The following is an 18806-nucleotide window of genomic DNA, read 5'->3' on the forward strand; positions in this document are numbered from 1 at the left end:
GTTAACTTGTGCAACAGGCACAATGGCTATAATTAATACGGATTTTGGTGCTTAACGCCAAGTTTCGGGTATATTTATAATGTCCGCCAAATCTATTGATTTGGTTTTTAAAATGAAAAAATTAAAATAAAATAAAAAGGTTTGGCTAAGTGCTTAATCGAAAATTAATCGCTTATTAATTCCCGTACTAATTATAGCCGGAACGTTAGCAATAATTTTGAAAAAGAAAATTTACGTATTGATTCTTGGCCCAATATTGACACTCTTATCGTGTGGACAAAATTCTTTTGAAAAAGAAATAAATGGAAAGTGGTATGGACTGGAAAATGATGGATTTACCAGAATGTACTTTCACCCAGATAGTCTAATATTTATGGAGGGCAATACTCAGACTGTAAAATGGACAGCGGACGAATCCAAAATTGAGTTTGATTATATTGCACAATGGCCCTATCAGACTTTTGAAAAAGATTCAACAAAAACAATGTTTATGGAATATTTTCTTTCTAAAAACAACAATACTCTTTCCTTTAATAAAATTAACGATTCAACAATAGATAGAAATTTCAACTTACTAAGAGCAGAAAACTATTTTGATTTCTTGAGTAAAAAAAGTGGAGTGAAATTTACATTACCCAATGATACCAAAGTTGAACGTATTGGTCTATCTAGTGAATATGGTTTGAAAATTTTCATTGGAACCATTAATAATAAAAGTGCTATTGTCTCAGAATATGGTAATGGACTGGATTCGATTAAAAACGACATTATTAAATTCAAACAAAACCTCAATCCATTAGATGAACATCATCAACTAAAATTAGAGTCTGATATTCATTTGAGAGTATTTGCGGATAAGTCAATTTCAGATGAAGATATTCAAAAACTTATTCAAAGAATTACTCAAAGCGATTTAAAAAAAGTCTTCAGAATCTACGAGACTAATAATTATTATAATTTCGAAACCTTAGCTGGTAAGGAGATAAAAACTATTGCTAACAAAACCTCCTATGAAAAGCCTTAGTCCAGTTTCTTAAAGTTAATTAATATTATCTTTTAGCATTAACACCTTTTTTTCTTTAAATATAACTTGCTCACACTCCTAAATGTGATAGACCTTATTGGTCTTCGTTAGTATCTGTAAATTTATAAGTACTAATAAACAAGGAAATGAGAATACTTAAATTGAAACTCGTATTATCCTAATAATTTTCCAAAGTTGTAATGACGACAATTGTGGAGAATGTTTTACTCCACCTCAAGGTTTCAGTTTTGAAATTGTTGACAAAACAAGCGGAGAAAATTTATTCACAAATGGGACGTTTAACTCCAATGAAATTACAATAACTGACAACTTGAATAATGATGAACCTATAGATTTTTCCTTTATTTCGGAAAATGACATCAACATAATTCATATTAGTTCAATTGGGTGGAAAACAGAAATCGTGAATTTAGAAATTCATATAGCTAATAATCACATTTTTGACTTTTATGTAGATGCTGAAAGAAAAATAGAAGACTGTTGCTCTTATACGAATTACAATGAAATCTTGGTCCTCAATTCCGAATTTGAATTGAATAATGAAACAGGAACTTATGTTATTTTTATGGAATAAAGGCTAATAAAAAACCCCAAATAGATACTTGGGGTTACGTATTCCAATTGAACTATATTTTACTTTCCTCCATCTAATTTATCCTGTAATGTTTTTAATTTATCCCAGTCACCAGAAGCTGCCAATTTAGCTTGCTTTGGCCATGTACCTGGTTTGTGCATAGTGTAACGAGGCCCAGCAGCTTTTAAAATTTCCTCTAAAGATTTTACTGATGCCTTACTAAGCGCACTGAAAGTACCATAACCGTTATCGGTCAATATTGATGCAATTTTAGGGCCAATACCTTCAATTTTCTTAAGATCATCTTTTTTGGCCTTGGTCGTTGTTTTCTTCGCTACAGGCTTTTTGGCAACCGTTTTTTTAGCTACTGGCTTTTTAGCGGCAACTTTCTTTACAGTCTTCTTTTTTTCCGGTAAAGCACTTAAATCAACCACACTATTATCTATTCCAAAATATGGAGAAGGTACATATGCATCTGCAGCATGGTCATTGAACCATCCCTTATCATCACTCAAATACCTAAATTCATATTTTTTACCATTTTCCAGTTTTACACTCTTCTCATAGCTGCTACCTTTCTTCTCCATTTGAAAAGAACTATCGTTTGTCTGCCAATTATTAAAATCGCCCAAAAGTATTACGTTAGACGTACTTGGAGCTTCATTTTCCGCTATGGTAAAGGTGACTAATGTATATTTTCCTTTTACTTGTTTTTTCAGTGCCATTTTTTATAGTATTTTATTCTATTATAAAAGTAACATAGAAAATACTCATTTTCAAAAGTTTAGGTTAAGAAATTGTTGATTTAATGTATTCGGTTAAAAAGACACCTTAAAATTGTCAAACTAATAAAATCTTTTACGTTAGATTTTCTTCTGTAATTCAACATCACTTCATGTCAACAAATTTTTTATGTAAAAAGTATGACAAAATACTAGCTTAATAAGCGATACACTTTTTCATTAGACGTTCTACCTGTAAGCATATAGTCTCCTATATAATCCAACCGGTCTACACCATGGCTCAAAAGCGAAAAGAACGAATTCGAGAAAAGAATATCTTCATTGATTTCTTTGCATAATTGACACAATCTGGCTCCCGTATTTAAAACAGTGCCATGAAAAGCAATATCCCTTTTATAGTCCCCTACTTCAGCAATGGCTACTGTACCATAACACACACCATATTTAAACTTAGGTACCCAACCAAACTCATCTTCAAATTCATGTGCCGTTGCATCTAAATTATCTTGAAAATCTTTAAATAGGTCCAAGCATTGTTGTGCAGCAATACTGTTAGATTTTTGCCAAGTAAGCACCGCCTCATCCCCCACATATTGGTACACCTCAGCATCATAATTTTCAATGTGATGGGTTAACTTGCTAAAGCATTCTTGTATGAGTCTGCTATATTTAAGGTGCCCAATTTCTTCGGCTATTGTCGTAGACTGATTAAGGTCTAAAAACATAAAAATACGCTGAGCTTCTTTCGGTTTAAAATATGTACCCATGATAATATCATAAAGATTTGTAGAACCAAATTTTCTAGAAACCTGTGCATATAAACTGAAATGAAAACTAACTACAAAAAAATATATGATATAGAATATATTAAGTGAAGACCCTAAATAGGCATAATGTGCATTGACCGCTTCATTAGAACTTGGTGGCATTAATTCAAAAATTACATATGTACCTACAAAATGTATAAAGTACATCACCGCAAATTGTAAAATGGCTTTTATGAATACCACTTTCGCAAAAGGATAATCCCTAAGCATTTTACGTAACAAAAAAACATCGCTTGCGCTAATTACCAAGCAGTAAACCAGTACAAAAGGTAAAATTGAGGTAAACGTATATTCTAAATAAGCAAGCCAATCTTCACTTTGAAAAATTTTTATATTTAGCACTATGTCAAACACCATTATAGCAATCAGCCACATTACCGCCAGGGTCAACATTCTAAATATATGTTTCATTTTCATACGGACCTGATATTCTTTAGTGATGCTGGCAATCTAGAAATTACTGAAATATAAAGTTTAGGCTATAGTTTTGGTTATTGTTTTAAACTCTCTAAACTTGGAACTACCAATTGATCCGTTCTGTATAAATAGGTAATTTCTTTATTTTCATAATTTGTATAGGCGTCTATCAATGTAGATTGGGCATTCTGCGCCATGGCTTGTGCATCTAATAAATCGGTTAAATTACTTAAGCCGTTATCATAATTGTCTCTGTTCACTTTTAAATTTTCTTCTGCCAATTGCTTGTTTTCCAATGCATATTGAATTTGCTCGTGTGCATTCAACAAATCATACCAACTTTGGGTAATAGCCACTTTTAATTGGTCTATACCATCCATACGGTTGTTCTGGGCTATTTCTTCTTGTATTCTTTCTTGCTTAAGTTTTTGCTTACCGCCACCCCACCAATCTGAAATGGGGATACTTAAAGAGCCAAAGGCAAAACCGGTAAACTGGCTATCCAAATCATCATCAAAAGCCCCAAATTCAACGGCACTCACTCCTACCGCCAAAGAAGGTAACATATCAGCTTTTGCCATTTTAGTCTGTAGGCTACTTGCCGTTATAGACTTTTCAAGAAGCTCATAATTACTGTTACCAGTAAGATCCATATCTGGCTCGGTATACATAAAATCAGGAACCATCGTTTGATCAAAATCTGCAGCGGCTTTCATGTTTGGAGAATAAGCCACGCCTACATAAAGAGAAAAATCCAGCAATGCGAGTTTACGCATATTCTCCAATCTACTTTTATTTAAAAGCAATTCGCTACGGTTGACCTTTACCTGTAACAATTGGTTTTTTGCAATAAGACCCGCTTCCAATAAATCTTGCTGTTGCTTTAAAAGTTCATCTAGATAAATCTCATTGGTCTCTACCACTTTTTGTTGCTCTTGTATTTGTACCAATTGCCAAAACTTATTTTCGGTTACCAACAAAACGCTATCTACCGCTTGTTCCGCCCTAATTTGAGAAGTCTCCAGTTGTATATCTGCCAATGCATTGGAGTTTCTGATTTTTCCGCCGGCATAAATTACTTCGGTTGCCGTTGCACTGGCATTATATAAGTTATCTATACCATTGGGAAGAAAACCGTCTATAGGACCAATGAGGTCATTGGGCGCATATAGCCCAAGTGCACTAGCCTGTACATTAGGAAAATAGTTTGCCACCATTTCACGTTTAAAGGCTTCTGACTTCTCTATGGTCAGCAAACCGTTCTTAATGGCATTACTATGCTTTAAAGCAGCTTCTTTACTTTCTTCCAATGAAATTTGTTGGGCAAAAACATTTCCTAATATAGCTACGGAACAAAATATCGTTAAAAAGCTACGTGATTTACCAACCTTGGATAAATAAGTATTTATGTGTTTCATTACTTAAATTCTACTATTAAACATTAGTGTTGACCACTTCTTCCGTGGTAGTCTCGTTATCCTCTTTTCTAAAGAACAACCAGTATAGCACTGGAAGAACAAATAAAGTAAGTACCATGGAGAACATGAGTCCGAATGCAATTACGGTACCCAAAGGACCCCATAAGCTAGAGCGACTAACGATCATTGGTATTACCCCAACAGCTGCTGCGGAAGATGTCAAGAAAATAGGGCGCATACGTCTTTCCGCTGCTAGAATAGCGGCTTTTTTAACACTGTAGCCATGTTCATGCCTTAACTCATCTGCATAATCAATTAATATAATTCCGTTTCTTACTACAATACCACATAGCGCCAAAAGACCAAGGAATGAGGTAAATCCAAAAGGATACTGCATCAATATCAACCCTAAAGCGGCACCAAAAATGCTCAATGGCATGGTGATAAAACTTAATAACGCGTGCATAAAGTTTTTAAAGTGCCATAACAGTATCAAGAAAATCAATACCACACTAAGCATAAGAGAAAGTCCCATTGGTTTATTGTTCTCTATTTGCAGCTCGTACTCACCACCATACTCTATTCTGATATCCTCCGGAAAGGTGATCTCATCAATATGAGGTATCATTTCTGCGAGTACCTCATTGGCAACCGCATCTTTGGTAATGTCTACACGAACGGTAAGGCAACGGTTTCCATTTCTATTGGTAATTTGTTCTTGAGACCATTGCGGAGTAATCTCAGCTACTTGTCGTAAAGGAACCTTTGCTTGTTTCTGTGCAGAAATTATAGATAGCTGACGCAGATCAGATACATTTTGGCGATGCTGATTCTCACTTTTGATCTTCACATCAATAGTATACTCCTCATCCCAAACCTCGGTAGCTTTTAAGCCTGTAGTGTTCACTGCAACGGCATTGGCAATATCTCTGTTGTTTAAACCTAACCGTGCAGCTTCATTCTGCTTAACATCCATTTTAACAGCTTCTTTCATACTGCCAAAGTCAGTTCTGCTCCAAAGTGTTTTTGGGGTATTACGTGCAATATTGATTATGGTATCGCCATACTTTTTAAGCTGATCAACATCAGTACCATACAACCTTACCTCTATAGGCGCATTGGTACCTGCCATATCCAATTGCTTCATTCTTAAATATGCATTTGGATACATATCCGCATATTTTTCATCATACTCGTTCAAAACCTCAACCGTAGCATCGTCAGATATGGTGGTTACCAAAATTTGCGCATAGTTTTTTGCTGGCAGGTTTGGTGCATACAGCGTATGGAAACGAGGAGAACTTTGACCAATAAAACTGGTGTAAAATGCTACACGTTCATCGGCTTTTAATACTTTCTCCAATCCGTTTACCACCTTGGTAGTTTCATCTAGACTACTCCCTGGGTTTAAATTGATCTCTATTGAGAATTGATTACGTTCCACTTTTGGAAATAATTGCTGGCTAATGCCTCCAAAAAGCAATACACCTACCACTACTGCCGCAATACCTAAACCAATGGTCAACTTATAACGCTCCATGGCTTTATTGACCGCATTGTCAAAAAAGGACTGCAGTCTATCCAGCATAGATTTTTTATCATCTTGTCCTTTTTCTTGAGGGTTATCATGTAATCCCTTTTTTATGAAAAGTGAATTAATGAAAGGCACCAATAAAATAGATATGATCAAGGATAATGTAAGCGCAATAATTATAACGTACGGAAATGCACTAATAAAATCTGATGCCACACCTTCCATGAAGAACAACAACGGATAAAATGTTGCCGAGATAGCCAATGTTGCGGTAAATACAGATGGAAAAAGTTCTTTGGCGCTACTCACGGCAGCTTCAGGTATTGACATACCCTCATCTAGTTTCTCTACATAGTTATCTATAATGACAATAGGATCATCTACCACAATACCCAGCACCACAATAAGCGCCGCTAACGTTACCGTATTCAGTTCTATTCCCATAAAATACATTATGGCAAGTGTTGCAGAAATGGTAATAGGTATGGTTGCTGCCGCCACCGATGCCACCCTAAACGGAAGCAATATTAGGGTAACGATGATTACACCGATCAAGGCATAACCAAACTCTTTCATAAAGTGGCTTATAGAATGATCGACCACTTCTGGCTGATTCGCAATTTTTGTAATGGTAATATCACTTGGCAATTCACTGATCACCTTTTCTAATCGCTCATCAATTTCTTCACCGAATTGAACAATGTTGCCTTTCTTCGCCATTTCTAAAGTAATGATCATACCCTTAGAGCCGCTAATGGTCAAATAAGAATCTGGATCATCATATTCACGAACAACACGGGCAACATCTCGTACACGTATGATATTTCCATTTTCTTCCGTTTTTATGGACTGATTGGCAATATCGGCTTCGGTCTTCAAGGTAGTTTCAAGATAGATAGGTCTTTCCCTTTCTGAATTTTCCAAGGAACCTGCGCTAACCACGGCACCCTGATTCTGTAAACTGTTGGAAATACTGCTAGGCGTTATACCATAACTAGCCAATTTATCTTGATCCACATACACGGCAATTTGCTCTGTAAGTCCGCCCGAATGCGAAATTTTCGCCATGTTATCTATCTGTCGTAATTCATCTTCGATATCCTCTACATGGCGTTGCAGATCTTTGTAAGGTCTGGTATCTGATTGTACACCAAGTATTAAGGCAGCCGTACTACCAAAATCACTGTTCACCATAACACCCTGAACTTCTCTAGGAAGCTCAAGCTGTTGAAAGATCAATACTTCTGACTTTAATTTATTCCAAAACTGTTCAGTAGCATTATGGTCAATTTTGTCCGATATCTCTACATAGATGTACATTAGACCATCTTTGGAATACGAATAGGTCTTGGTCTTATCAACCTCATTGTACCCAAATAAAAACTCTTCTACTTTTGATGTCAGTTCTTGCTCTACCTTTTCAGAAGAGGCACCCGGATACGACCCAATGATAAGACCTTGTCTTATGGTAAAGTCGGGGAATTCGTTTCTAGGCATGTTAAAAAGCCCATAAGCACCCATTAGCACCAAGCATAACGCAAGTACTATAGGAAATGTAGAATGTTTAAAGGCCCAATCTATGGCTCCGCTTTTTTTCTTCATCTTAAAAACTACTTAGCGTCATTAACAATTTCTACCGGTGTACTCTGTGTTAGTTTGTGATAACCAGATATAATAAGATGATCTCCTTTGGCAAGCCCCTTTTTAACCACTATACCACTATCATACAATTCGCCAGTTTCTATATACTTTCTTTCCGCGATACCATTGTCAACTATATATACATACTGTTTACCATCTTCGGTAACCGCAATACTTTCTGAAGGAATTACGATAACCTCTTTTACATTTTTACCATTTTCTACCTTATCCTGTAAACGCACATTACAGGTCATACCAGGTTTTATCTGTTTATCAGGATTGTTCAATTTTACGTAAGCCGTATACACTGGTGAACCTTGATTGGACTGTATGGAAACTTCATCAACAATTCCTATAATTGATTTGTCCAATGTTGGGAGATTTACATTTGCAGAATCACCTTTTGTTATGGAATTGATTTCTCCATCAGGTATTGGAAATACAGCTTTTACAGCATTGATATTCACGATCTCCACTACCGATTGACCAGGTTGCGCCAAATCACCAACATCCATCATTTTGTCACTTACATACCCGTCCATTGGGGCATAAAGTTTTGCATGGCGTACATTTTCATAGGTCATTTTTGCAGCTGCCTGTGCCTGTTCATATTGTGATCTAGCTTCTAACATTCTTATCTCTGCAATACTTCCTTTCTGGAAGACATTATTGATACGCTCGTAATTTTCTTTTGCCAAACGTACCTGGGCAAGTTGTTGCTCATATTGGCTAGAGTAAATAGTAGCATCAATTTGCGCGATCAATTGATTCTTCTTTACAAAGTCGCCAATAGATACCGGAACATGCAATACATTACCAGATACTTGAAAGCTAGACTTTATAGCTACATCTGCTTCTATTGTACCATTATAAGCTACTTTAGTTTGGGAATTATTGGTATTGAGACCAACGTTCATAACCTCTACCTTAATGGTTTTATTTACCTTGGGTTTTTCTTCGTTACCACAGCTTATAGTTAATAGCACCAAAAAAACAATTGAAAGACTTTTTGGTAGATACCACAGGTATTTATTCTTCATACCAAATTCAGATTTACGCATCATATTAGAATTATCTATTTTGAGGCGCAAAGTTAACGTAGCATTTAATCCTAAAAATGGTAATTAAATGTCCTATTATGGTATTATTAGAACATTATACCATAAAAAAGCACCATTTAGCTCATAAAATGGTAGTTTTAAATAAATAAATACCATTTTTTATGGAAGATATACCACAAATTGGAATACCGGAACTGTATGCTGATTACGCAAATCAAAAGAGTAGCACACAGCCGAAATTTATTTTACTGAAGCCTGAAAATATGCCCGAATACATAAAAAGTGGCAATCCGTTTAGAAACGTTAACTACGGTATCTCATTTTTTGTGGAAAGCAATAGTGAACTAAATATTGATTTCAATAGTTACAAACCCAAAAAAAACACGGTTTATTTTGGAAGCCCCGGGCAAGTATTCGCCATTAACGGTGAGTTTACAGAAGGTATTGGCGTACTCTTTCAAGCAGACTTTATATTAAGACATGGAGCACAACAATGGTTACAATCCTTACCCATTTTCAATAGATTTTTAAGTGAGCCTTTTATTGAATTATCAGAAGAAGATTTACTGATGTTTCAACGACTTATAAATGAAATGGACACAGAATATGTGAATGATGATTTTTTAAAGTATGAAATGCTTGAAGCTCAACTCACCCAAGTCCTCGTAAAACTATCAAGACTTTACCGAGCATCAAAAGAAAGTAAAATAAGTGTTGACACCCAACATATGATGACTTTAGAGTCTTTAATAAACAAACAGTTTAAAAATAATAGAAGTGTGGTAGATTATGCCGCTCAATTATATATGACACCCCAAAACCTTAACCGCATTACCAAAAAGGCTATGGGCAAGAGCGTAAGTGAACTGATCAATGAAAAGTTGATCATAGAAATAAAAAGGTATCTAGTATATACCGATATGAGTAGCGAAGAAATTGCCCATTTCTTCAATTTTTATGATAATTCATACTTTACAAAAACATTTAAAAAAGCTGTAGGCGAAACCCCTAAAGCCTTTAGAAAGAAGCAGAAAGAATTATTTTTCCCTACGAAATAGGGTGTAGTTTATGTTTATAGCTTTCACATAACACAAATTTAACGATCAATTATCTTTGTTGTTCTACATTATATCGTAATATTGCAATGAAACAATTATTAAAAGAATGGGTTTAGCAAAAACTGAAATGTTTACTGATGAGCAGAACAAGATATCCTTGTTCGCTAAAGCATTTGGTCACCCTGCACGCGTAGCCATTTTACAACATCTATTTAAAATCGATACTTGTATCTGTGGAGATTTGGTCAATGAAATAGGTTTAGCACAACCCACTATTTCACAGCATTTAAAAGAACTTAAAAATTTAGGTTTGATTAAAGGCAATGTAGAAGGCACCAGTGTTTGCTATTGTATTGACAAAGAAAATTGGGCGAGCATGAAAGATATTATGACACACTTTCTAGATCAAGATATTTCTAACAATAATTGTTGTTAAAAAAATTTGAAACCTTTTATCGCATTATTGCGATGTACTAATATAAATTCGAAAATTTAAAACATAGCATTATGAAACTATCAGAAGTTAAAAAGCACTTAGCAGCACTTGAAACTATCGCCTTTCAATTACCGAATGGCGAATTGGTACCAAATCACTTTCATGTTACCGAGGTAGGTAAAATAACCAAAAACTTTATTGATTGTGGCGGCACGGTCCGTAATGAAGAAGTAGTCAACTTTCAATTATGGAATGCAGATGATTATGACCACAGATTACACCCAGAAAAATTAATACACATTATTGAACTATCTGAAAAGGTACTGGGAATAGAAGATTTGGAAATAGAAGTTGAGTACCAAGGCAATACCATTGAGAAATTCGGATTAGATTTTGACGGTGCCAATTTTAGACTTACATCTAAGCAAACGGACTGTTTGGCAAAAGACAACTGTGGCATACCGGCAGAAAAACCAAAATTAAATCTTTCAGAAATCAATAACGAACCTTGTTGCTCACCAGACGGAAACTGCTGTTAACCATTAATAATACACCATAACATGATCACTAAAGAAACAACTATGTTACCAGAAATAGCGCAATTCATCAGCTCTTTAAGTACTGATTCAATTACAGAAGAACGCAAAGAAGTTTTACAACCGCTAATAAATTTTATTCAACAGAAAACAACAGCTAATTCAGCTATTAGAATAAATTTTATTTGCACCCACAATTCAAGAAGAAGTCATCTATCTCAAGTATGGGCACAGACGATGGCAACATATTTCAATATTAAAAATGTGAATTGCTATTCTGGTGGAACGGAGGCTACCGCCTTATTCCCAATGGTTGCAGAGACTTTAAAGAATCAAGGTTTTCAGATTCAAAAACTTTCAGAAACCAGCAATCCGGTTTATGCCATTAAATTTTCTGAGAACGAACATCCGGTTATAGGCTTTTCAAAATCATATGAAGATCCGTTTAATCCCACATCTGAATTTGCGGCGGTGATGACATGCTCCCAAGCAGATGGCGGTTGCCCATTTATTGCTGGTGCAGAAAAAAGGGTTCCTATTACTTTTGAAGACCCAAAGGCTTTTGACAACACACCGCAACAAGCTGAAAAATACGCTGAAAGAAGTATTCAAATTGCAACGGAATTGTTTTACATATTCTCACAAATCAACAAATAGAAATGGCATCTAAAAAATTAAGTTTTCTAGATAAAAATTTAACTTGGTGGATATTTGCCGCAATGGCTTTAGGCGTTGGAATCGGTTATTTTTTTCCAAGCTTTCCAGATATCATAAACACCTTCAATAGTGGCACAACCAATATTCCTATTGCCATAGGTCTCATATTAATGATGTATCCACCATTGGCAAAAGTGAACTATGCGTTGCTACCAAAAGTATTTAGAAACACTAAAATTCTGTCGATTTCCTTAATCCTAAATTGGATAATTGGTCCTGTATTAATGTTCATCTTGGCAATAACCTTTTTATCAGATTATCCAGAATATATGGTAGGTCTTATATTAATTGGTTTGGCTCGTTGTATTGCCATGGTATTGGTTTGGAACGATCTTGCCGATGGCAGCAGTGAATATGGCGCAGGTTTAGTAGCACTGAACAGTATATTTCAAGTATTTGCATACAGTTTCTACGCTTGGATATTTATCACCGTGCTTCCTCCCTACTTCGGTTTTGAGGGTGCCATAGTAGATATATCAATTGGTACCATTGCAGAAAGCGTAGCCATTTATTTAGGGTTACCATTTTTAATGGGGATATTAAGTAGATTGATTTTGGTGAAATTAAAAGGCGAAGAATGGTACACCACCAAATTTATTCCCGCCATATCACCTATGACTTTGATAGCGCTATTATTTACCATTGTCATCATGTTCTCTTTAAAAGGTGAACTGATTGTAGAAATACCAATGGATGTACTGATAATTGCAGTACCGTTACTTATCTATTTTACATTAATGTTTATCATAGGTTTCTTTTTCACCAAAGCAACCGGAGCAGAATATGATAAAACAGCCTCTGTAGCCTTCACGGCAGCCGGAAACAATTTTGAATTGGCCATTGCTGTTGCAATTGCCGTATTCGGTCTAAATTCCGGTCAAGCATTTACTGGAGTTATTGGTCCTTTGGTTGAGGTACCTGCATTGATTTTTTTAGTAAAGGTTTCCTTTTGGTTGAAGAAAAAATACTTTTCAAAAACTACATCTCAAACGGTATAGAGTTATGGGTTAATATGCTATTCTGTGGCGTAAATAAATAGAATACATAATCCGTTAATTAGGGTCTAAGCATCAAGCTTAGACCCTAATTTTTTATAATCAATGTTTGCTTTTAGACTAATTGGGAAAATGTGTTCAATAATTGGTAAATAGTGTACGGATATGGTATTGTATCTGCTTAATTTTGAACCCAAAATTAAGCGAAGGTCATATTTAAAATAATAAACATCCCTAAATCACAAAGTGCGAATACGTATATTCACTTTTTAAACGCTTTACGTGACCGAAGCGGTACACAAACCAAGTGCATCAAATAATAGTAAATGTTCAAGAAAATTTTAAAAAAAATAATGATAGCAATAGTATCTATTATAGGAGTTTTAGTGGTGATCTATTTATTATTCACCAATTATTACCCAAGCTTTGGCGGAGATGTTTCAAAAGAGCAACAAAAAACCTATCAACTATCCAGTAACTATAAAGATGGTAAATTCAGAAATAGTAATGATGTACCAAAAGAAATGAGTTTAAGTGAAACCTTAAGCCTGGTATACACGTTCTTTACCACAAAAGTACCTAATGGAAGACCTACAAAAGATATTATTCCACAACATCTAAAAAAGGTAAATGTTTCAAATTACAAAGGTGATACCAGGCTGATCTGGTTTGGTCATTCTTCCTTTTTATTACAGATAAATGGAAAAAATATCCTCATAGATCCAATGTTCGGCAAAGTACCTGCACCTCACCCGCTATTGGGCAGCAGCCGTTTCAATAAAGAATTCCCCATAGAAATTGATCAGCTGCCTGTCATAGATGCCGTAATATATTCGCATGATCATTATGATCATTTAGATTATGAATCGGTTTTAAAGATCAAGGATAAAACCAAACACTTCTACACACCACTTGGGGTTGGTGTTCATTTGAGTGCTTGGAACATACCAAAAGAGAAAATTACAGAAATGGACTGGTGGCAAGAAACGACACTGGACAATATAAGATTAATATGTACCCCGGCACAGCATTTTTCTGGCAGAAAAATGAATAACGGTCAAAGTACATTATGGAGCTCTTGGGTGATTACTACAACAACAGATAATATATTTTTTAGTGGTGACAGTGGGTATGCAAGCCATTTTAAAGAAATTGGAGATACATATGGTCCGTTTGATCTGGCTTTAATGGAGTGCGGCCAGTACAATGAAAAATGGTCAGATATACATATGATGCCTGAAGAAACAGCTATGGCAGGCGTAGATATTAAAGCTAAAAATGTAATGCCCATACACTGGGCCGGTTTTAAATTGGCCTTACATGAATGGACAGATCCCATTGTACGAGTGAAGGCTAAGGCAAAAGAATTGAACCTAAATATAATTTCACCGGAAATTGGACAAGAAATCATAGTAAAAGATACAGTAAACAATTATACAGATTGGTGGAAAAATTATGAATAGCCAATCTCCTATTTTATATTATTAACAGCATTTACAGTTAACAATTAGTTAAATCAGGTCTAAAAACATTCTATACCGTATTTTTTATTCGAACTTTACAAAATGAAACAGGCATTAAAATCTGAACTTTCCAAACAACTAATTCTTAATGAAGCCTTTAAGTTGTTTTACGAAGAAGGTTTTAAAACGACAAGCATTGATAAAATAATGAAGGCAACTACGATGACCAAAGGAGCCTTCTATCACCATTATGCAAATAAAAAAGAATTAGGCATTGAAGTAATTACCCAAAAATTACAGCGTAGAGTTCAAAAAAGAATGGTATATCCTCTATACCAAAACGGTAATGCATATGCTATTTTAGAAGATACTTTTTTAAACAGCCTTAAGTCTTTCTCCATGTATGAGAAGAAACACGGTTGCCCCACAAATAATCTCATCAATGAAATTGGGGATTATGAAAATGTATATCAAAAAGCACTAAAAAATATTATAGAGGAATGGAAAAGGGCACTAGTAGAATTAATTGAAAGAGGGAAGTCTGAAAACACCATTAAAAAAGATATTTCAAGTGCTGCGGCCGCTATTTATTTAATCAGCGCCTTTGAAGGTATTCGTGGAATTCGAAAACTTTATGATGATGATGAAGTAATCAACGAATATCTAAAAGGGTTATCCATGTACCTAAATCAAATAAAGCAATAATTTTTTTACCCAAAAACATACCACATAGAATGTTTTTATAATTATATATATCATGAAAAACAACAGAAGAGACTTTATTAAGAAATCAACCATTTTAGGAGCGGCAGGTGCAACAATACCTGCCATGGGCTTTGCCAATAAAAAAGAACCAAAGACCGATAGACCCAAAGTTCTTTTTTTTGATGTCAATGAAACCTTGTTGGATTTAACCGCCATGAAAGATAGCGTAGCCAAAGCCCTTAACGGCAGAAACGACCTGCTACCGCTATGGTTTACAACCATGTTGCAGTACTCCTTGGTTTCCACAGTTGCCAATCAATACAATGATTTTGCCATTATTGGCGCCGCTGCCTTACAAATGGTTGCCGCAAATAACGGTATCACCTTAACTCATGAAGAAGCTAAAAAATCAATTGTGGATCCTATCCGTTCGCTACCCGCACACCCTGAAGTTGCTTCTTCATTGCAGCGCTTAAAAGATGCCGGCTATACTTTAGTTTCATTCACAAATTCATCCAATAAAGGAGTTGAAACACAATTTAAAAATGCCGGACTTACCAAGTATTTTGATCAACGTTTAAGCATTGAGGATATGGGCAAGTTTAAACCACATGTAGATGCATATAATTGGGCGGCCAGAAAAATGAACATCAAACCAGAAGAATGCTTATTGGTAGCGGCCCATGGCTGGGATATTTCTGGAGCTTTATGGGCTGGCTGGAGAGGAGCGTTCATTAGTAGACCAGGTGCGCAATTGTATCCACTTTCCCCTACCCCAGAAATAAATGAACAAAACTTGAAACTGGTTGCCGATAGACTTATCAGCCTAACCTAAGCTTAAAAACATTTATCTAGTTACATTTAAATAATCATAAACAAATTTATAAGAAACTATACCTATCATCATGAATTATAAAATTTCAAGCCTAATTTTTCTTAGCATACTAACTTTCTCTTGTAAAAACGATAAAAAAGTACAGCATGAGGAAACTGTTATGTCTACCTATAAAAACAAAGGACATGAACTTGTCTCTAAAATGATTGAAAAAGTAGGTGATTACAAAACTTTAAGAAATAAGAAGGATGTAGTTTACACGTATACCTACCAAACGCCCGATGGCAAAACCGATATAACAACCGAAAAATACATTTTTGACGGTGAATTATCTTATGGAAAATATGAAAAACACCAGAGAACCTTAAGTAATTTTGATGGTCCCATTGAACAAGGATATAACGGACAGGAATATTGGCTAAAGCATAATGGAAATATCATTGAAGATTCTGTAGCCCTAAAAAGAGTCGCTTTCAATAGACCTACTAATTTCTATTGGTTTACCATGTTTCAAAAATTATTAGATCCTGGGGTAACTTATGAATATTTAGGGGAGAAAACTGTCGATGATAAAAACTATGACATTGTTAAGGTATCATTCGACTTTGGTAACTCCAAACCGACTGACATCTATCAATTGTATATCAACAAGAATACGAAGCTAGTAGACCAATTCTTATTTACCGTTGCGGATTTTGGAGCTATGGAAACTCCTAACTTAATGGTATTGGAATATGAAAAAGTAGACGACATGCTTATTCCTACTGAACGTAAATATAAAAAATCTACATGGAATGCAGATGTTACGGATGCTCCTTGGATCAAAGTAAATTGGAGCAATATTAAGTTTGATAATGGTTTAAAACCTATTGATTTTCAGAAATAGCACTGTGTTTTTGGTATTTTATTAAATATTTGCACCTATTTGTTACAAAACTGTATTACAAAACTGTTAAAAAATATGGGCGTTTGTATATAATTTAAATACATTGCACCCCTGTTCAAACAGATGTAAGCATACGAAGTCTTGGAACAGTATACTACATAAATTGTATTACAAACTTAACTACCAACTCAGCTAATGCCAACTACTCAAGATTATTCCGCATTAAAAAAATTAAACGAAGAGCAATTACCCGTTGCAAAACATAAATTACACGATTGGACTCATTTTGCCGGTCTATATGCCGCCGAGCACGTAGCCGCAACTGAATTTGTTATTGGAGCTACTTTCGTAGCCCTTGGAGCAAAAACAATGGATATTATTTTAGGACTTCTGATCGGTAATATATTAGCGGTCTTAAGCTGGACGTTCATTACCTCTCCTATCGCCGTAGACACAAGATTAAGCTTGTATACCTACCTGAATAAAATTGCAGGGGATTCTATGACCAAGCTTTACAATTGGGCCAATGTCATTATTTTCTCCGTTATATCCGCAGCAATGATTACCGTATCTGCCACTGCGGTACGTTTTGCTTTTGACATTCCGGCACAACTCAATTGGTACCCTACCAATATGTGGTTTGTGGTCATTGTTTTTTGTGTTGGTCTGGTGGTTGTATCCATTGCTTTATATGGTTTTAACGCAGTATCCGAATTTTCTGGAATATGTGCGCCATGGTTATTTGTAATGTTTACCAGCGGTGCTATGGTTTTATTACCTGCATTATCCCTTGATGTTTTAGGAACTACGTTACCCAGCGGATGGAACGAATTGATATCATTGGGGGATAAATCCATATGGACCGGAATCAACAGTGCCGGGGAACCTGGCATTGGATTAATGGAAGTTATTGGCTTTGCATGGGCCGCCAATACCATTACCCACTTTGGTTTAATTGATATGGCGTTGTTACGATTTGCTAAAAAGAAATCATACGGACTTGCAACCAGTACAGGTATGATGTTCGGTCATTTCGTTGCATGGATCGCTGCCGGTATTATGGGTGCCGGTGCAGCTGTGATCATAGGTAAAACTATCGTTGAATTAGATCCAGGAGATGTAGCCTTCTATGCTTTGGGATGGTCTGGATTTGTCATTGTAATCGTTGCCGGGTGGACCACTGCAATAACTAACTTATATAGGGCAGGGTTGGCTGCACAAGCCATATTCCACAGACACTCTCGTAAAAAAACAACCATTATCGTTGGTCTTATTACCATTGCCATTGCTTGTTTTCCTTTTGTGTTTTCTCAAATTCTGCCCTTACTTACATATGCTGGTCTATTAGTTGTACCTGTAGGAGCAATAGTATTTGCCGAACACCAAATTTTCCCAAAAATAGGGTACACCCGTTATTGGTCGGCCTACCGTAATCTAACCTTTAGCACACCTGCCATTGCTTCATGGGGGTTAGGTTTGGTTTTTGGGTTTGGTTTAAATGCCTTAAACGCAATGTCTTTCTTCTATTTATTTATACCTACATGGATTTTCACTATAATCATTTACACCGTTCTTGCCGGTAAATTTGGTGCAAAAAATAAATATCCGGAAGAAAAAGAAAAAGAGAGGTTAAGAAATGAAAAAATCATTTCCTACCAAGAAGAAAAAAGTTTAACCGAAACTAAACCCGTGAAGGACACCACGCTACTCACAAAAATCTTAAAGGTGGTATCGCTCATTGCTTTGATCATAACCTTAATTTTGGCGGGCATTGTATTGTTTAGCAGTGCAAACGAAAATATTTACATTGAAAATAGAGAAACCTTTTACTATTATGCGTTTATATGCACGGTAGTTTACTTTGTTACTGCCTATGCGGCATTATTACGCGGAAAATCTAAAAATATTAGCTAAA

The 18806-nt window shown here is 35.5% G+C and carries 17 protein-coding genes; 12 read left to right on the top strand and 5 right to left on the bottom strand.

Annotated features, from left to right (window positions below):
- Positions 1-217: 217 nt before the first annotated feature.
- A complete protein-coding gene (locus B2Z27_RS19300; RefSeq protein WP_286814893.1) occupies positions 218-1024 on the top strand; it encodes a hypothetical protein in 807 nt (268 codons plus the stop codon).
- Between the two features lie 331 nt (positions 1025-1355).
- Positions 1356-1619: a hypothetical protein gene (locus B2Z27_RS19305; RefSeq protein WP_286814895.1), complete on the top strand. Its 264-nt coding sequence runs from the start codon at positions 1356-1358 to the stop codon at positions 1617-1619.
- Between the two features lie 59 nt (positions 1620-1678).
- On the opposite strand, the gene B2Z27_RS19310 is transcribed toward B2Z27_RS19305, so the two are convergent.
- The 5 genes from B2Z27_RS19310 to B2Z27_RS19330 all read right to left on the bottom strand — a co-directional run bounded on the left by B2Z27_RS19310 (position 1679) and on the right by B2Z27_RS19330 (position 9263).
- Entirely contained in the window at positions 1679-2344 is a 666-nt protein-coding gene (locus tag B2Z27_RS19310; RefSeq protein ID WP_083414280.1) for a helix-hairpin-helix domain-containing protein, read from the bottom strand.
- A gap of 209 nt (positions 2345-2553) precedes the next feature.
- Positions 2554-3600 carry an adenylate/guanylate cyclase domain-containing protein gene (locus tag B2Z27_RS19315; RefSeq protein ID WP_286814896.1) on the bottom strand — a complete coding sequence of 349 codons (1047 nt, stop codon included), beginning with the start codon at positions 3598-3600 and terminating at the stop codon, positions 2554-2556.
- 80 nt (positions 3601-3680) lie between these two features.
- Entirely contained in the window at positions 3681-5024 is a 1344-nt protein-coding gene (locus B2Z27_RS19320) for a TolC family protein (RefSeq protein WP_286814898.1), read from the bottom strand.
- 16 nt (positions 5025-5040) lie between these two features.
- Positions 5041-8160, bottom strand: a complete 3120-nt coding sequence (locus tag B2Z27_RS19325; RefSeq protein WP_286814899.1) for an efflux RND transporter permease subunit — start codon at positions 8158-8160, stop codon at positions 5041-5043.
- An 8-nt stretch (positions 8161-8168) separates the two neighbouring features.
- Positions 8169-9263: an efflux RND transporter periplasmic adaptor subunit gene (locus tag B2Z27_RS19330; RefSeq protein ID WP_286814900.1), complete on the bottom strand. Its 1095-nt coding sequence runs from the start codon at positions 9261-9263 to the stop codon at positions 8169-8171.
- Positions 9264-9421: 158 nt separating this feature from the next.
- Between B2Z27_RS19330 and B2Z27_RS19335 the strand changes: the two genes are divergently transcribed.
- The 10 genes from B2Z27_RS19335 (at position 9422) to B2Z27_RS19380 (ending at position 18805) form a co-directional block, all read left to right on the top strand.
- The gene (locus tag B2Z27_RS19335) at positions 9422-10318 is read left to right on the top strand and encodes a helix-turn-helix domain-containing protein (protein ID WP_286814901.1); all 897 of its coding nucleotides are present in this window, start codon (positions 9422-9424) and stop codon (positions 10316-10318) included.
- A 106-nt stretch (positions 10319-10424) separates the two neighbouring features.
- The gene (locus B2Z27_RS19340; protein ID WP_058105899.1) at positions 10425-10754 is read left to right on the top strand and encodes an ArsR/SmtB family transcription factor; all 330 of its coding nucleotides are present in this window, start codon (positions 10425-10427) and stop codon (positions 10752-10754) included.
- Positions 10755-10825: 71 nt separating this feature from the next.
- Positions 10826-11293 (top strand): DUF6428 family protein, encoded by a 468-nt coding sequence (locus B2Z27_RS19345; RefSeq protein WP_286814902.1) that lies wholly within the window; start codon positions 10826-10828, stop codon positions 11291-11293.
- 21 nt (positions 11294-11314) lie between these two features.
- Complete coding sequence (locus B2Z27_RS19350; protein WP_286814903.1) at positions 11315-11947, top strand: low molecular weight phosphatase family protein; 633 nt, start codon at positions 11315-11317, stop codon at positions 11945-11947.
- 2 nt (positions 11948-11949) lie between these two features.
- Positions 11950-13005 (top strand): ACR3 family arsenite efflux transporter, encoded by a 1056-nt coding sequence (gene arsB / locus B2Z27_RS19355; RefSeq protein WP_099192032.1) that lies wholly within the window; start codon positions 11950-11952, stop codon positions 13003-13005.
- A 350-nt stretch (positions 13006-13355) separates the two neighbouring features.
- Positions 13356-14465, top strand: coding sequence for an MBL fold metallo-hydrolase (locus B2Z27_RS19360; RefSeq protein ID WP_286814904.1), 1110 nt, complete (start codon positions 13356-13358; stop codon positions 14463-14465).
- A 102-nt stretch (positions 14466-14567) separates the two neighbouring features.
- Complete coding sequence (locus B2Z27_RS19365; RefSeq protein WP_286814905.1) at positions 14568-15170, top strand: TetR/AcrR family transcriptional regulator; 603 nt, start codon at positions 14568-14570, stop codon at positions 15168-15170.
- A gap of 52 nt (positions 15171-15222) precedes the next feature.
- Entirely contained in the window at positions 15223-16005 is a 783-nt protein-coding gene (locus tag B2Z27_RS19370; RefSeq protein ID WP_286814906.1) for a haloacid dehalogenase type II, read from the top strand.
- A gap of 70 nt (positions 16006-16075) precedes the next feature.
- Positions 16076-16891 (top strand): DUF6503 family protein, encoded by an 816-nt coding sequence (locus B2Z27_RS19375; RefSeq protein ID WP_286814907.1) that lies wholly within the window; start codon positions 16076-16078, stop codon positions 16889-16891.
- 195 nt (positions 16892-17086) lie between these two features.
- On the top strand, positions 17087-18805 hold the full coding sequence (locus tag B2Z27_RS19380; protein ID WP_286814908.1) for a purine-cytosine permease family protein: 1719 nt from the start codon (positions 17087-17089) through the stop codon (positions 18803-18805).
- The last annotated feature ends 1 nt before the right edge of the window (position 18806 follow it).

Source organism: Maribacter sp. UBA3344, assembly GCF_002362375.1.
Lineage (GTDB): Bacteria > Bacteroidota > Bacteroidia > Flavobacteriales > Flavobacteriaceae > Maribacter > Maribacter dokdonensis.

Coding starts and splice junctions, on each gene's coding strand:
- B2Z27_RS19310 (WP_083414280.1), bottom strand. CDS start 2,344: ATGGCACTGAAAAAACAAGTAAAAGGAAAATATACATTAGTCACCTTT.
- B2Z27_RS19315 (WP_286814896.1), bottom strand. CDS start 3,600: ATGAAACATATATTTAGAATGTTGACCCTGGCGGTAATGTGGCTGATT.
- B2Z27_RS19320 (WP_286814898.1), bottom strand. CDS start 5,024: ATGAAACACATAAATACTTATTTATCCAAGGTTGGTAAATCACGTAGC.
- B2Z27_RS19325 (WP_286814899.1), bottom strand. CDS start 8,160: ATGAAGAAAAAAAGCGGAGCCATAGATTGGGCCTTTAAACATTCTACA.
- B2Z27_RS19330 (WP_286814900.1), bottom strand. CDS start 9,263: ATGATGCGTAAATCTGAATTTGGTATGAAGAATAAATACCTGTGGTAT.
- B2Z27_RS19335 (WP_286814901.1), top strand. CDS start 9,422: ATGGAAGATATACCACAAATTGGAATACCGGAACTGTATGCTGATTAC.
- B2Z27_RS19340 (WP_058105899.1), top strand. CDS start 10,425: ATGGGTTTAGCAAAAACTGAAATGTTTACTGATGAGCAGAACAAGATA.
- B2Z27_RS19345 (WP_286814902.1), top strand. CDS start 10,826: ATGAAACTATCAGAAGTTAAAAAGCACTTAGCAGCACTTGAAACTATC.
- B2Z27_RS19350 (WP_286814903.1), top strand. CDS start 11,315: ATGATCACTAAAGAAACAACTATGTTACCAGAAATAGCGCAATTCATC.
- arsB (WP_099192032.1), top strand. CDS start 11,950: ATGGCATCTAAAAAATTAAGTTTTCTAGATAAAAATTTAACTTGGTGG.
- B2Z27_RS19360 (WP_286814904.1), top strand. CDS start 13,356: ATGATAGCAATAGTATCTATTATAGGAGTTTTAGTGGTGATCTATTTA.
- B2Z27_RS19365 (WP_286814905.1), top strand. CDS start 14,568: ATGAAACAGGCATTAAAATCTGAACTTTCCAAACAACTAATTCTTAAT.
- B2Z27_RS19370 (WP_286814906.1), top strand. CDS start 15,223: ATGAAAAACAACAGAAGAGACTTTATTAAGAAATCAACCATTTTAGGA.
- B2Z27_RS19375 (WP_286814907.1), top strand. CDS start 16,076: ATGAATTATAAAATTTCAAGCCTAATTTTTCTTAGCATACTAACTTTC.
- B2Z27_RS19380 (WP_286814908.1), top strand. CDS start 17,087: ATGCCAACTACTCAAGATTATTCCGCATTAAAAAAATTAAACGAAGAG.